9 protein-coding genes and 1 pseudogene are annotated in these 15,333 nt (G+C 39.7%); 8 read left to right on the forward strand and 2 right to left on the reverse strand.

Annotated elements, in window-relative coordinates; translation table 11 throughout:
• From AC2SLM_RS03520 to AC2SLM_RS03535, 4 genes are all read left to right on the forward strand, one after another.
• Positions 1-3,875, forward strand: a 3,875-nt coding sequence (locus AC2SLM_RS03520; protein ID WP_486552035.1) for a beta strand repeat-containing protein, incomplete at its 5' end; no start/stop codon positions are given.
• Positions 3,876-4,189: 314 nt separating this feature from the next.
• Positions 4,190-4,942, forward strand: coding sequence for an IS5 family transposase (locus tag AC2SLM_RS03525; RefSeq protein ID WP_486552036.1), 753 nt, complete (start codon positions 4,190-4,192; stop codon positions 4,940-4,942).
• A 157-nt stretch (positions 4,943-5,099) separates the two neighbouring features.
• Complete coding sequence (locus AC2SLM_RS03530; RefSeq protein WP_486552037.1) at positions 5,100-8,069, forward strand: hypothetical protein; 2,970 nt, start codon at positions 5,100-5,102, stop codon at positions 8,067-8,069.
• 515 nt (positions 8,070-8,584) lie between these two features.
• Entirely contained in the window at positions 8,585-9,220 is a 636-nt protein-coding gene (locus AC2SLM_RS03535) for a response regulator (protein ID WP_486552038.1), read from the forward strand.
• 629 nt (positions 9,221-9,849) lie between these two features.
• Here the strand turns inward: AC2SLM_RS03535 and AC2SLM_RS03540 are convergent.
• Positions 9,850-10,029, reverse strand: a pseudogene (locus AC2SLM_RS03540) (IS982 family transposase); the annotation flags it as partial.
• A 129-nt stretch (positions 10,030-10,158) separates the two neighbouring features.
• On the opposite strand from AC2SLM_RS03540, the gene umuD reads away from it, so the two are divergent.
• Both umuD and AC2SLM_RS03550 read left to right on the forward strand, forming a co-directional pair.
• A complete protein-coding gene (gene umuD / locus AC2SLM_RS03545) occupies positions 10,159-10,617 on the forward strand; it encodes a translesion error-prone DNA polymerase V autoproteolytic subunit (RefSeq protein WP_486541025.1) in 459 nt (152 codons plus the stop codon).
• 213 nt (positions 10,618-10,830) lie between these two features.
• Positions 10,831-12,126, forward strand: coding sequence for a Y-family DNA polymerase (locus AC2SLM_RS03550; RefSeq protein ID WP_486552039.1), 1,296 nt, complete (start codon positions 10,831-10,833; stop codon positions 12,124-12,126).
• A gap of 19 nt (positions 12,127-12,145) precedes the next feature.
• Here AC2SLM_RS03550 and AC2SLM_RS03555 read toward each other — a convergent pair whose 3' ends face one another.
• Positions 12,146-12,778: a class I SAM-dependent methyltransferase gene (locus AC2SLM_RS03555; RefSeq protein WP_486552040.1), complete on the reverse strand. Its 633-nt coding sequence runs from the start codon at positions 12,776-12,778 to the stop codon at positions 12,146-12,148.
• A gap of 114 nt (positions 12,779-12,892) precedes the next feature.
• Here AC2SLM_RS03555 and AC2SLM_RS03560 point away from each other — a divergent pair, with 114 nt between their 5' ends.
• Together AC2SLM_RS03560 and AC2SLM_RS03565 are read left to right on the forward strand one after the other, a co-directional pair.
• The gene (locus tag AC2SLM_RS03560; RefSeq protein WP_486552042.1) at positions 12,893-13,519 is read left to right on the forward strand and encodes a hypothetical protein; all 627 of its coding nucleotides are present in this window, start codon (positions 12,893-12,895) and stop codon (positions 13,517-13,519) included.
• A gap of 785 nt (positions 13,520-14,304) precedes the next feature.
• A complete protein-coding gene (locus tag AC2SLM_RS03565) occupies positions 14,305-15,321 on the forward strand; it encodes a virulence RhuM family protein/type II toxin-antitoxin system death-on-curing family toxin (RefSeq protein ID WP_486552044.1) in 1,017 nt (338 codons plus the stop codon).
• Positions 15,322-15,333: the final 12 nt, after the last annotated feature.

The raw sequence follows: 15,333 nt of genomic DNA on the forward strand, positions 1-15,333 counted from the left end.
TCTTAGATGAAGATGGCAGCGATGATGACAACCTACCAGACCCTGTCACCGTGTCTATCACCGATAGCGTCGATAGTGTCCTTGAAGGCAGTAGCGGCAGTTTCCCAATTGAGATACGCGATCAAAACGGTGCGCTAATCAAAGCGGCAAGCGATGTGACCGTTGATGTGACCTACTCAGGTGTGGCACAAAATGGTACTGACTTTACCGGTGTGGTGCAAGTCACCATTCCCGCAGGCGCAAGCGCAACCAGTCTTGATCTTGCCACGCTTGTCGACAACCTTGTTGAGGGCGATGAGCTGGTGAACATCAGTATCAGTAACGCCCAAGGCGGCGGCTTTGAGGGCATTAGTGTCGATAGCACTGCCAATACGGCAGATATGATTATCACCGATGGTACTAAACCAACGACTATTAGCATTGATAATGTGACTGTTAATGAAGATGCAGGTACAGCGACCTTTACCGTTACGTTAAGTGGCACGACACCAACCTCCGATGTGACCGTCGATTATGCTACCAGTGATAATACTGCTATTGACAGTTCAGACTACACCGCTACATCAGGTAGTTTAACGTTTACACCAGGAACAACCACTCAAACGATTACCGTTGATATCTTGGATGACAGTGTATGGGAGACCACTGAAAATTTCAGCATTATACTTAGTAACGCTAGTAGCAACGCCACTATCTTCAACAACGGTATTGGTACCATTCTTGATAATGATATTTTGGCTGTCAATGATAGTGCTGCAGCGATTGAAGCAGGTGGTATCAATAATGGAACCGGTTCTCAAGACGCAACAGGTAACCTGCTGACTAATGATGTACCAGACCAAACCAACGCTACAGTGACTGATATAAGAGTGGGAGGCATAGAAGGGACAGGTAATGCAGGTTCTCTAGGAACTGCTTTAATAGGTACTTACGGTACTTTGACAGTTAATTCTGACGGCTCATACGTTTACGAAGTTGATGATAGCAATGCAACAGTTCAAGCATTAAATAACGGTAATACGTTAACAGAGAGCTTTAACTATACGATGTCAGACGGTACGCTATCAGACATTGCGGTACTTGATATCACTATTGAAGGTAATAATGATTATGCCATACCGACTGTTACCTCAGTAGTCGTATCAGAAGAAGGGCTAACGGAATATGATGCTATTGCCGATATAGAAGGTAATAACGATACTACAGATAGTCCTACTGCAAGTGGTCTCATCAGTTTTACAGATATTGATAACTCTAATTTATCCGACTTCTCTGTAGATATTACAGGACCTGCGAACATCACTGTAAAAGGTGAAGCAGTAAATTGGGTTTGGGATGATGCAACTGATCTTTTAACAGGTCAAGTGTTGCTTGATGGTAATTTGATAGATGTCATGACAGTTGAAGTTGGGGCAATTACCGGAATTGGTTCAATATATCAAGCAGACTATGATGTTACTCTACTACATGCTGTAGACCATGCTTCAAACAATGACGAAGATCAATTAGATATTTTATTCGATGCTATTGTAAACGATGGTTCTGGAACGGCAACAACTAGTTTCTCAGTTACCGTCGAGGATGATAGACCGTTCATTGCAGAAGGTGACGTGGATATTGCAGTTGCTCCTGCAGACTCTAATATTATGATTGCTTTAGATACTTCTAAAAGTATGGATGTAGTGATAAATACAGATACTAACGAAACTCGTCTCGACTTAGCTATTGCGGCTATTGAGAAATTACTAGATGGATATGCAGAAGCGGGTGAAGTTAGAGTTCAGCTGGTTACTTTTTCAGGGGCTGCTGAGGCTCAAACTCAATGGTTAACTATAGATGAAGCGAAGACGGAGCTAGCGAGTATTACAGCCGATGGAGGCACTAATTATGACGCCGCCTTAAATACAATTATGAATAGTTATAATAATTCAGGGGCTATATATGGTGGTAATAGTTTCTCATACTTCCTAACAGATGGTATTCCAACATACGGTCATGGAACGGTCAATGATTTTGATGATTCGACGCTCAATGGTACAGGCTATAGTAATAGTACGCACCCTGATCAAGGTATTCAAACGGGTGAAGAAATATTGTGGAAGACCTTCTTAAGCGATAATAATATTAAATCTTATGCATTTGCATTTGGTTCTGGTGTCAATGATACCACCGAACTGGATCCTATCGCTTATGATGGTCAAACGGGTAACAATGATGATGCTAATTTGGCACGAGTGATAACTGATCTGAGTCAGCTTGATGATATTCTTGTTGATACAGTACCTGATTTAGTGACCAGAGATTTAGTCAAAGGAGACTTATTGGCCGATCAAGCGGGTTATGGTGCTGATGAAGGTAACATTTCAAGCTTTACCATTGATGGTACTATCTATAGTTACAATGGTGATGACGGGACTATGATAGTAACGGGAGATATGGCCAATACTCACACTTATGATCAGTCTACAACAACCGTAATGGTTGATACTTTAGCAGAAGGTGTATTGTCCCTTAACTTCGAATCAGGTGTTTATTCATATAAAGCTAAATCTACCATTGATGACTATGAAGAAACTGTTAGCTTTACAGTCATAGATGATGACGGGGACGTTGTCACAGCAGATCAAACGATATTTATATATAGTCTATCTGCAACTGATGATAATATAATTACGAATGAAACCTCAGGTGTACTACCTGTAGATCAAGAGGTACTAGTTGCTAATGACAATACCTCTCCTAATTCGTCAGTCACGACAACATTTGATGTGAATGGTGGCTCTACAAGTGGTATTAATCCAGTAATTTTCACAAGCTTTGGCAATACAGCCAGTAGTTTCCTTGAAACTGTTGTAAATCCAAATGATTCAGGTGATAACGAGTTGAATGGGCAATTAGCGAATGCAATAGATCTGACGGATCGTTCGCAATTTGGATTATCGACAGATGCTAATGCACCCAGTAGTACAGCCGCTTTAGTCAACTTTTCAGGACGTATAGAAGACGAAGGTTCAGCTGATAAAGATATGATTAAAGTATATCTAAAAGCAGGCGAAGAGCTTATATTAGATGTCGATGGTGGTTCTGGTGGTGCCCAAAATGACAATATTGACACACGTATTCGACTACTGAATGCTAATGGAGTTGAGTTGGCTGAAAATGATGACTCCTTAAATTTAGATACAGGGTCAGTCGTGCATCCAACTAGTACCAATGCAGGGACTCAAGATTCTGCCTTGGTATACTCAGTGATTGAAGATGGTGAATATTATGTGGAAGTTGGCAGTATTCAAGGTAATAATTATAGTGCAGATGCAGGCTCTTATAGTATTTGGATAGGTATAGATGACTACAGTAATTCAAACTCGTTTGATTATACAATTAGTGAGAATCAAGAGTCTAACTCTGCCTTAGTTAATATCGAATTCCAACAAGGTAACACCGTACTGGGAACCAGTAATGATGACACTTTGATAGGTCGCGAGATTCAAGACGATGATCTTCAAGGTATGGGTGGCGATGATATCCTTCAAGGTAAATCTGGCAATGACACCTTAACGGGTGGTTTAGGCGAAGATATCTTTATCTGGACTTCCAAGGATAAAGGCAGTGTGGGTTCGCCAGATAATGATGTGATAACTGATCTATCATCTGGAGATAAAATCCATATAAGTGACTTACTCCAAGGTGAAACTATTGGGGATGCTATAAGTTTAGCTGAGTACCTAAACTGGGATGCCGCCAATGAGGTATTAAGCATTAGTACAAATGGAGGATATAGTAGTGGATACTCTGCGGTTCAAACAGATTTAACGATTAGTCTTGAGAACTATACCGGTGATTATACTAGCTTAGTTAATGACTATATTATTTAGTCTTTAATTTATAAAATATCTATTTAAAAACTTATAATTTATAACCATTACTTTAAGCAAAAATATTAGGTAGTTAAGAGAAGTCAATTAACTAGCTAATATTCGGTAAAGGTCAATAAATGCACCGTTTATAAAGAGCTACGTTAAACTTAAGTTACCTTATATTCAACAAATTAAGTCCAGAATTAATTTCTGGATTTTTTTTGTTTTTATTTTTAGTTTAGGGCGTGTGGAACATTGGTATAAAAAGGAGGTGACAAAAAAATAGCAAACGACAACCCTTTAAGTTCTCACACAAAAAGAAATCGTTTGCTATGCCTCGAACCATGCTCAAAGATGAACAATGGACAAGACTAAGACCTATACGACTAGAACTTAAGATGTATGACAAAGGGAATCTTAGACGTACTGTAGAAGGTGTACTTTATCGTATGCAAACAGGGTGTCCTTGGCGTGACGTACCTGAAGATTTTGGCAAGCCTAATACTATCTACAGGGCTTACCACCGTTGGTTTAAGAATGATAAGCTAGTTAAACTTTTTAAGCTTATGATTAAAGACTCAGACCTTGAGTGGGTGTTTATAGATGGTACCCATATAAAAGCTCATCAACATAGCAACGTAGCTTATGAGAAGGAGCAGGCCATTAGTAAAAGTGTAGCTGGGCGTGCCTCTAAAATCCATCTAGCAGTAGATGCTCATGGTAACCCTATCACCTTTATTATCACTGATGGTACCACTCATGATGTTAAAGTTGCGACAGACTTAGTTGACCAAGTGGATTTGAGTGATACGGCAGTTGTCTGTGCTGATAAAGGCTATGACTCAGAAGATTTAAGAGAGCATATTGAACAAACTGGTACAGGTAGCAATATTCCTAAAAAAAGTAATTCTAAAACAGGGAATAGCCATATGGACTGGGACTTGTATAAGATCAGACATTTAGTTGAAAACGCCTTTGCTAACTTAAAAAGGTTCCGTGCTATAGCAACAAGATTTGATAAACTCAAGCAAAGTTATGAAAATAATGTCGCTTTAGCTTGTGCTTACATTTGGCTGAAATTATGAATGTTCCACACGCCCTAATTAATTAAAAAACTTTTCATTTAGTATGTTTGTACTATAAACCTAACTAGTGTTCTCATCTATAGTAAATAACTCAAGGTAATAGGTACAACTTCCAGTACCTATTAACACATCAGAAATAGATTAAAAGGGTATATGTATGAACACTCAAACAAAAAAATCAGTAGTTAATGAAAATTTAGAAGTTTCAATATTATCTCAAACAGTAACTCAATCATTCATAAGCGAAAACCTTTCTTTAGAAGATACAGTTACAGCGTACTCGGTTGTCATTGATCCAATAACTGGTGACGATATCATCAATATTGCAGAAGCTAATCAGGATATTATTATAACCGGTCAAGTATTTGGTAATTACGAAGTTGTATTGGAAGTCAATTTAAATCTGAATGGCACCACTTATATTGCGACTATTGCTCCTGATGGAACTTATAGTGCCTCTATTGCAGGTAGTGATTTGGCAGGTTCTTCTTCTATTACTGTCGAAGCTGTGGTAGGTGCAAATTTTGAGAATACTTATACGGTTAAATCAGAACGCGTATATGACACTCAATTAATAGCTCCAATCAAACCTACCGTTGTTATCACTGAAGATGCAAATAATGATGGATTCATAGATGTTAATGAATTACAAGGCAATGTTGATTATCTAGTCACTGTACCTGAGGGCGTAGAGGTAGGTGATAAACTAGTAATTGAAGTCCATCATGGTATATATGATGCTATTACATTTGAGCAAATAATAGTCACGATTACACCAGATATAATTAATAATGGTTACATTGGCACAGTTCCCAATAGCGACTATATGGTAGACCCCGCTTTCGTTAGAGTTGAAGCAACTATTCAAGACCAATATGATAATTTATCAGATCGAGCAATAGATTTGGCTAACTTTGATGCAACACCTATTGATCCCTGCCTAGATCCAGGCGTAGATGCCGATCCTCAATTCTTATGGCATTTAGGAGCGAACCTAACCGCTACACAAGGTCCATCAGATCATCATGGCAAAACCGGTGGTAAATATGGTGATGCTATTAGCTATGCCACAAGTGATTCAAACGATGCCATTTATATAGGGTATGAGGGATTTGATGCCGCTGGTGCATTGATAGAATCCTGCTGGGATGGCGACTTTGAGCGAGATTCAGAAGACGGCAATGTGCTATGGAACCTAGAGACCTATGCCGGTAATGATTTGGTACATATCCGCGAAGATCAAAATGCCTTTACTTCGGCCAAACTAGGCAGCGGCAATGATACGTATTACGTACAAGGCGAGATGGACTCAGTATTAGGGCTTGCACAGAGCAATTTAGAAGCACGTAGCTATATTTATACCGAAGAGTGCCATGATACCGTTGTTATTGGCGGTAATGGCGATGGCAAAGTTACTGGTTGGGGCATTGATGGCGGCCGTATCTTCACCGGTAGTGGAAATGATAAAGTGGTAGTATATGGTGAGATGGATGATGGCGGTGTCATCGATTTAGGCGCAGGGCGGGTTGAGTTTGCTTTAGACGAGCAGGCTGCTGCCTCGGTAGATAACGAAACGAATACTAACTATTTAACCATCACCAAAAACCTTGGCAACGCAGGCTTATATGACTTTGGTCACGTATTTGGCGGTGCAGGCAATGACAATGTGTCCGTGGGCACTTTTGTTGAAGGTGCCAGTGTGATTGATTTAGGCGAAGGCACCAACAACGTCACTATTGGCGATGATTTAGACGGTCAAGCTAAAGTGATTACTGGTAGCGGCAATGACACGCTGGTCATTGGCGATGATACCGAAGACTACTCGTCTATTAACTTGGGTGATGGCAACAATAGCATTTCGATTGCCAGCACCGTTGAAGACCACAGCGTGATTAAAACCGGCAATGGCGACGACACCCTAGAAGTGGGTTATGCCATTGCTAACTATGCCGACGTAAACCTAGGCGATGGCAACAACAACATCAATGTCGCCGATGACATCGATGGTTATTCTGGCGTACGTACGGGTAGTGGCGATGACGTTCTAAACATCGGTGACGATACCGAAGATGGTTCAATAGTGGACTTAGGCGATGGCAACAACTCTATTACGATTGCTAGCAATGTGGAGGATAGCTCAAGCATTCGTGTGGGCAGTGGTAATGACACTATCAACGTGGCCACCTCGATGCTTAACAGTAGTGAGATACGCCTAGGCGAGGGTAACAATACGCTAACCTTTGGCAAGAGCATTATTGGTGCTACCAAAATTACCGCAGGTGCGGGCGATGACGTATTAGAAGTGGGTTATAAAACAGACGGCACTACCATGATTGACTTAGGGGCTGGGAACAACACGATTAGCACGGGTGACGATGTGGATGGCTATACCAAACTGACCACAGGCGATGGTAACGACACCTTAACCATTGGCGATGATACCGAAGATTATGCAGTTATCAACTTAGGCAATGGCGATAACGTGATTCACGTTGCTGATGCGTTAGAAGACTGTTCAAGCATCATTACTGGTAATGGTAGTGACACGTTAACTGTAGGCGGTTCGACTTGGAACTCGGCCACTGCAGAGCTTGGCGCAGGCGATGATGTGGTGACCATCAGCGGTAATATGTATGGCGCATCAAGCATCCATTTGGGCGCAGGCGATGATGTGATGACGGTTGCTGGCAAAACCTTAACTGGTAGCATTGCAGGCGGTGCGGGTCAAGATACGTTAGTGCTGGATTACACTCAAGACAGCAGTGCGGTAGATTGTAACTTGCATGTAACCAATGCCACTACAAAGCATATCACTGGCATTGAAATGATTGAGCTTGCCGGTCAAAATGCATTGGATGTGCGTTTTGAAGACTTACTAGCTGATACTGGCCGTGATGGCGCTTTGTTTATTCAAGGCGATAGCAGCAGCAAGGTTGATTTGGGCTCAACAAACTGGAACAGCGATGGCGTAGAAAAAGCGCAAATGCGTGATGCCACTACTGATGGTACTTGGGCTAAAGCCGATAGTGCGACCGTTGATGGCGTCACCTATGATGTATATCATCACTCCTATGCGACTGATAACGCAAATGATGTCTACATTGAACAAGGCCTTATTGTTATTTAGAACCCTTAAGGATCATGTATCTAGTATCACAATTCAATACGTAAAAAGACCTAAAGTACTGTATTTAAATAGGTTGATTTAAAGAACGGCTAGAACCGTATTAAAAAACATGGCTACAATTACTTCGTTATGATTAGAATTAAATAAAGTATTTTTTCAATCTATTGTTATTATGTATTGAATAGATGTTACTGAAATTTTATAATCTTAATGATGAATACTGGTTATAAGTCTGCAAGTAACGTAAATTAACGATAACTTTTAAATTATTAGATTTCTTTGAAACTTAAGATATTTCAATATTTCAAGGCCTATTTATTGATAAAACTTACGTTTTCAAGAAGTCTATAATTTAATTATAAATAGGAGAATAAAAATACAAATAAAATTGATACAATGTGGTAAGGTTGTTATACGGAAACTTATATAAAAGTAATAATGAATAATTTAATGTAAGTAACTGTAAAACTATTGTAGAAGTAATTATCTTTAACAACTTTTATGAACCTAAGGCCATGAATAACATTAAAAGCAAAAAAAACATTTTATTAATAGATGACCATGAGTTATTTAGGGCAGGCTTACGACTCATTTTAGAGTCAGAAATTGATGTCAATATATTCGAGATAGAAAAAATTAGTGATTTATCATCTTTAAAAACTGAAATGGACGTGATATTGCTAGATATATGTTTACCTGGAGTGAACGGTATAGATGGCATCTCGATTATTCAAAAACATTGGCCTACAGCAAGAATTATGTTGCTTTCAGCTTCTAGCTATCATTACGATATTAATTCCGCACTACAGGCTGGAGCGAATTGCTTTTTAAATAAAAATTCAGCACCAAAAACTATTATTAAAACTGTTCAATCATTACTAAAAAAGCGAACATCAAAGTCTTTAACAACCAGTATTACATCTAAAAATTTGATAGATATACCAAAGATTATGCTTAGCAATCGTCTATTAGAAGTATTGAGTCTATTAGCTGAAGGAGCGAGTAATAAAGAAATATCTGATAAACTATGTATTAGTGAGCATACCACGCGTAATCATATTTCAACATTAATGAATCATTTCGATGTCCATAATAGGACTCAAATTATAATTGAGGCGCAACGAGCTGGTTACCTCTCTAAGTTTGACTAATTATCAACAAATCTTTCTTCCTTCCTTTTAGTGACTTGAAGTTATATCATTTTAGAACTTACGCACTACCTCTCAAAGAAATAGTACGATATAGCCTCAGATTAACAAATAAGCGCCAGAACCCCCCCACCATATCAAGGTATGCCTACGAATTTTTCTTTAAACTATGTGGTATTTATATGAACCTACATCCTTTGATACGTAATAGATGTAAGGGGTTGCTAATAATCAATCAGTCTAAGTACATTAACGTATATTAAAAATTTAGGGCACTGTTTGGGCACCAATGAATGATAGTGTTTTGACCGCCACTGTTACTCGTGATTTTCTAAGTTATTCACAGAAAGTTACGCTTTTAGCTAGTAACATGACATTGATAGACTCTAAAAAGCTGAGATCTAAAGTCTATAAATATGAAACATACGCTGTAATCAATACTCAAAAATAAGTATTGTAGACTCAAACAAAAAACCCGTAGTCATTGACTACGGCTTTTTTGTTTGTTGTCCGATTTATTTATCTGACTGTTTACTCTTGCGCATTGGATAAGGGCCTCCCAGACACTTGTTTATTCTCATGGCAGCTTAGTTCTACTTATTTAGTGTTTTAAATTTGGGGGTATTTCTCTACTGCCATATTTGTTTGTCTTGATCCATTCCAAGAAACTCACCGACAATCTCCATGCATATAATCTCGGTGTCACTTAGTTTAGGAGCATAACCGCCTCTTATTAAAGGCTTTTGAACGACTAAGTTGTAATATTGTTCTGCCATTAGATAGATATTAATGATAAATTCGTCAAGTGGCATCTCATTGTCCTTTAGTCTTCTTGGTCGAAAACTTGTAGGATGGTGAGGTGCCCTTATTTTTTCAACCCCTTAAGAGAGTTGAGAGTGGGGTCTATATATCTTATGTTTGACTAAACGGCAACCAAAGCTATGACCACCAAAATACTAGGCAAACTACACCCGTCAAGATACAGCCCGTTGCCATACTTTATCGAAAAGGTACCGGCAGGCTTTCCTTCGCCTGCATCGGGCTATATAGAAGCCAGTATTGACCTTAACGAGCTATGTATCAGTCATCCCAATGCCACCTTCTTGGTTCGCGCTGGCGGGTTATCTATGATAGATGCTGGTATTTATCCAGAAGATTTACTCGTTGTCGACCGAAGCCTTGAGGCGCAGCATTGTGACATCATTGTTTGTGCTGTTAACGGTGAGTTTACGGTCAAAGAGCTGTGTCTTGAGCCAGAGCCTAAGTTGGTGGCTTATAACGATGACTTTGATGATATTCCTTTAAGTGATGACATTGAGTTTGAAGTATTCGGTGTGGTCAAAAACATCATTCGCGAAGTGAAGCGTGGCCGTGGTCAACAGCGACGTTTTGACTTCTAAACTAAATATCTGACCCTCATTATCTATCAATCACAGCCTTTCATCTTATCTTTTTAAGTGTTAAGCGACAATCCTCGTCGCAAATCATTTGTTAGATCTACTCATTCCTTACTCAATTCTGCTATCTTAGTGATGTATCTATTTGGTGAGAGGCTTATTCTACAAAAGCTCTTTATTCATTATCCTTAGTATCAATTAGATTGAAACTAGCCTATGTATGCTCTGATTGATTGCAATAGCTTTTACGCTTCCTGCGAAAAGCTGTTTAGACCTGACCTTAAAAACAAACCTGTTGTCGTTTTATCTAACAATGACGGCTGCGTGGTTGCGCGCTCACCAGAAGCTAAAGCCTTAGGCATTAAAATGGCCGTGCCTTATTATCAAGTCAAAGACTTTTGTACTCAACATAACGTTGCAGTGTTTAGCTCAAATTATGCGCTGTATGCAGATATGTCACACCGAGTGATGAGCACCTTGGAGTCGCTGTGTCCTACGGTCGAGGTGTATTCGATTGATGAAGCCTTTTTATATTTGGCAGATTATCCAGTGGCTATGCAAGATTTAGATGCCTATGCCAAAAAGATTAAGCAAATCGTTGAGATGTATACAGGTATTTCGGTTGGTGTGGGAATTGGAGAAACAAAGACACTAGCGAAGTTAGCTAACTATGCTGCTAAGAAATACCCCGCTACTAGAGGAACATGTGTATTAACCAATCCAAGATGGATTAGGCGACTGATGCAGATTACAGATGTCGGTGAGGTATGGGGCGTAGGCAGGCGTTATAAAAACAGACTCAAAGCAATGGGGGTTGAGACCGTATACCAACTGGCAATTTGTGAGCCTAAAAAAATACGTCAGCACTTTGGCGTGGTATTAGAGCGAACGTGCCTAGAGCTAAACGGACAACCTTGTCTCGATATTGCAACCATTGAGCCCAAAAAGCAAATCATCTCATCCCGATCTTTCTCAACACGTATCACGTCGCAAAATGATTTGGCAGAAGCAGTATGCGCACATGCCGCACGTGCTGCTAATAAACTGCGTCAGCAAAACAGCGTATGTCGCTTTATGACTGTATTTGCTAAAAACAGTGCATTTAATAAAAACGAGAAATACACACCCATATCAGGTCAATATCAGTTTGAAACACCAACTGCGGATACTAGAGATCTAGTTACAGCAGCTAGAGCAGTAATGGCAAAGATTTACAAAGACAACATTCGTTATGCAAAAGCAGGGGTTATGCTGTCAGGCATTTGTCAGTATGATGAGGTGCAGCTGGATTTATTTAGTGCAGGCGTTGATGCTGAAGCTTATAATAAAAAACAGGCACTTATGGCAGTGATGGATGAGCTAAATAGCAAGTACCAAGCAGACCGGCATCAGCAAAGCGCTCTGTTTATAGCCAGTGAGGGGATAAAGGAGGCACAGGGGTGGCAGATGAGTCGTGAGTTATTAAGCCCTTGTTATACAACCAGAGTGAGTGATGTGATTGTGGCGAAATAAGGTGGTCAATTGAATTGACCTAAGCCTTTTTCGTCATCATCACATTAAACCATTCATCATCTCGATTCTCTCTTAGATCAGAGGTAATCCAGCAATCATACTCAATCGTACAATCAACATAAAGCTGATGCAGCACCTCTAACAATCGCTCTTCATTCATATCACAGAAAAAGCGCTCTCCGTCCATTCTCTCACCCGTGCCATGTTTAAAAGAGGCGTACATAATGCCCTCAAATTTTAAGGTTTTGATTAAATCCATCATCAGGTAAGGCAGTGCTTTAAAAGGAACATGCAATAAAGAGGCGCAAGCCCAGATCCCCGTGTACTTATCTTCCCAACCTTGGACTTTAATCTCATCAAACAGGACGTTTAGCCACTTAACCTCACTGAGCTTATAGTTTTTCTTATTAATCTTAATCATCTCTGAGCTACCATCGATAGCAGTGACATTTATTGCGTATCTATTAGAGATCCAAAAAGCATCACGACCAGAGCCACAGCCAACATCTAAGACATGATGAGGAATACCGAGATGAAATGGCAACTGGTAAACAAACTGATCACACAAATCATTAGTTCGGAGATTTTTCGTTTGCTCTATATAAGTTTTAGCGTTTTGGTTATAGTAGTTTAGAGTCTCTGTGGTTTTCATATTTATCTACCTGCATATTAAACCCCCCACCATGTCAAGGTGAGGCTCTACTATATTTTGATTTAATGAGCCTTGGTGTACCAGCATACGATATTGAATATTAAAGCATAAGCTATGAAGCAACATAAGACGAGATATCGCAAAATTCGAGGCATCAACCGCCGCAAACGCCATATAAAAGACTGGGGCGACTATTACAAAGACCTTGATGTAGAAGCATTAAAGCAGACGCATTGTGATTATGTAAAGTTTTGGGTGCATCCTTGGTCGAGTCTGAGCTTTACCAATAGTGTCTATCCTGAACCAGAGGGAGAACTTAGAACGCTATTGATTGACAATTTGCTAATGATATATCAATCGTGGGATACATCTTTAAAGCCATTGGATACGCCTTATTATTTACAAATCTGGCTGTTCGAAAATCAGTTAAGCCACTCACAAGTCGTTTGTGCTATTGATGACCTGAAAGATTTTTATCAAAACGCATTTAGTCCTATAGACGTTCAGCCCAGTGACGGGATACAAAGCTCACAGCATTATAACGAAGCTACAGCTAAGTATTTAGACCGTTATAACTGGGCGCAATATCGCTATACTCACGCCTTTGATATGGACGATGCTTGGGATGCTGAGAGTTTTGCACTGATAGCTAATGAGCAGCGACTAGGTGAGCATATTATTGGTGATAAAGCTTATCAAGTGGTTGAGATGGACAAGGTTTGGCTGGTATCGAAGACATAGTGCGTGCTTCACTCTAAGTGAGTAAGCTTATGGAAGAAACATGACAATTATAAAAAGGAGGTAGCATAATGCCTCCACTAGTCATAATAAATAAAGAGATTTCGGTGTCCTTTTTAAAAGCTTTCGTTTTACGAAATATTTGAATATATTCGTCTGTTTATTGAAAGTGGTGAGTTAGAGTTTGCGTTTTACGATATTAGAAAGATAGTACACTTATGATATGTTGATAGCGTTTAGTCATCGTATTTAACAAAAGCCATGGAGTTTATTCGTATTAAGTTAATCTTATTTATTTTCGTGCTAGGTTATTCAGTAATATCTGCTCGTTTCTGGTCAAACAGGTACCTGCGCTATCTATTACCGAGTTTTTTACTGCTATTCGTTATGATTGTGGGTGATTTTCAACGTCAACATATCAACATCAATAGTTTGCTTGGATTTACAGGACTTTATGTCTTGTTCCTCTATATAAATTATGGAATATATAAAGAATGTTTTAAGAAGTAACAGGCCTGCTTTGTATGAATGCGAAATGTATTAAGAGTAGATAAGACAGTGCAGCAGTACTGTCTCTAATACAGACCTTCGCGACCCTTCTCAAATTTTAAAAGATAATGGATAAACCATGACCGACATAACGCGTGTATCAACCTTTCAAAACGACATCATTAAAGATATGGTGGCTAAGGGCAGGATTGGCTACGAATAAAATGGTGTCAAAAATATCACGAAAATCACAGCTGTCGACAGAACAGTGTTTATAAACCCTAAAACAGGCGCAAAGGATGACAAATAACCATAAGACGGATGACGCAAGCATTGAAATTTATGAGCTGGACGATGGGCAAACTAATATAGAGATTCGCTTAAAGAAAGAGACGTTGTGGCTATCTCAAGCACAGTTGGCGACTCTTTTTGATAAAGATACCGATACGATTGGCTTGCATCTGAGGAATATTTATAAAGAAGGTGATCTGGATGAAAAAGCAACTACCGAGGAATCCTCGGTAGTTCGTCAAGAAGGCAATCGACAGGTACGGCGTAAGATTCGTTTTTATAATTTAGATGCGATTATCTCGGTAGGCTATCGGGTAAATTCTAAGAAAGGTACGCAGTTTCGGATATGGGCGACCAATCGTTTAAAGGAATACTTACAGCAAGGTTATATCATAGACAAACAGCGCTTTGAGAAAAATGCAGATGAGTTGCAACAAGCGTTGGCATTGATTAAGAAGACAGCACAAAGCCCAGCGTTAAAGACGGATGAGGGGCGAGGGCTGGTGGAGATTATCAGCCGTTATACGCAAACCTTTTTGTGGTTGCAGCGTTATGATGAGGGTTTGCTCGATGAGCCAGATGTTGAGGTGGGCGGTGTGTTGCCAAGCCCTGATGAGGCAATGGCAATGTTAAATGAGTTAAAAGCACAGCTTATAGATAAGGGTGAGGCGACCAAGCTGTTTGCAAACCCTCGGGGTGATGGGCTGGCAAGTGTGCTAGGTACGCTTGAACAAACGGTATTTGGCGAGCCTGCATACCCCTCTATTGAGAGCAAGGCAGCACATCTATTGTATTTTATGGTTAAGAATCATCCGTTTACCGATGGCAACAAGCGAAGTGGTGCGTTTATGTTTGTGGACTTTTTGCACCGCAATCATCGCCTGCTTAATAGTCAGGGCGATATGGTGATTAATGATACAGGACTTGCTGCACTGACGTTACTTGTTGCAGAGTCTGACCCCGACCAAAAAGAGACGCTTATTAAGCTAATTATGAATATGCTGTCACTTGAAAATACGATTTAACACATTTGCGAT

The sequence above is a fragment of the Psychrobacter sp. CX16 genome, assembly GCF_057396245.1.

What these genes read in the sequence shown, in the direction of transcription:
- AC2SLM_RS03555 (WP_486552040.1), bottom strand. Translation starts at nt 12,778, where the DNA reads ATGAAAACCACAGAGACTCTAAACTACTATAACCAAAACGCTAAAACT.
- AC2SLM_RS03535 (WP_486552038.1), top strand. Translation starts at nt 8,585, where the DNA reads ATGAATAACATTAAAAGCAAAAAAAACATTTTATTAATAGATGACCAT.
- AC2SLM_RS03560 (WP_486552042.1), top strand. Translation starts at nt 12,893, where the DNA reads ATGAAGCAACATAAGACGAGATATCGCAAAATTCGAGGCATCAACCGC.
- AC2SLM_RS03565 (WP_486552044.1), top strand. Translation starts at nt 14,305, where the DNA reads ATGACAAATAACCATAAGACGGATGACGCAAGCATTGAAATTTATGAG.
- AC2SLM_RS03525 (WP_486552036.1), top strand. Translation starts at nt 4,190, where the DNA reads ATGCCTCGAACCATGCTCAAAGATGAACAATGGACAAGACTAAGACCT.
- umuD (WP_486541025.1), top strand. Translation starts at nt 10,159, where the DNA reads ATGACCACCAAAATACTAGGCAAACTACACCCGTCAAGATACAGCCCG.
- AC2SLM_RS03530 (WP_486552037.1), top strand. Translation starts at nt 5,100, where the DNA reads ATGAACACTCAAACAAAAAAATCAGTAGTTAATGAAAATTTAGAAGTT.
- AC2SLM_RS03550 (WP_486552039.1), top strand. Translation starts at nt 10,831, where the DNA reads ATGTATGCTCTGATTGATTGCAATAGCTTTTACGCTTCCTGCGAAAAG.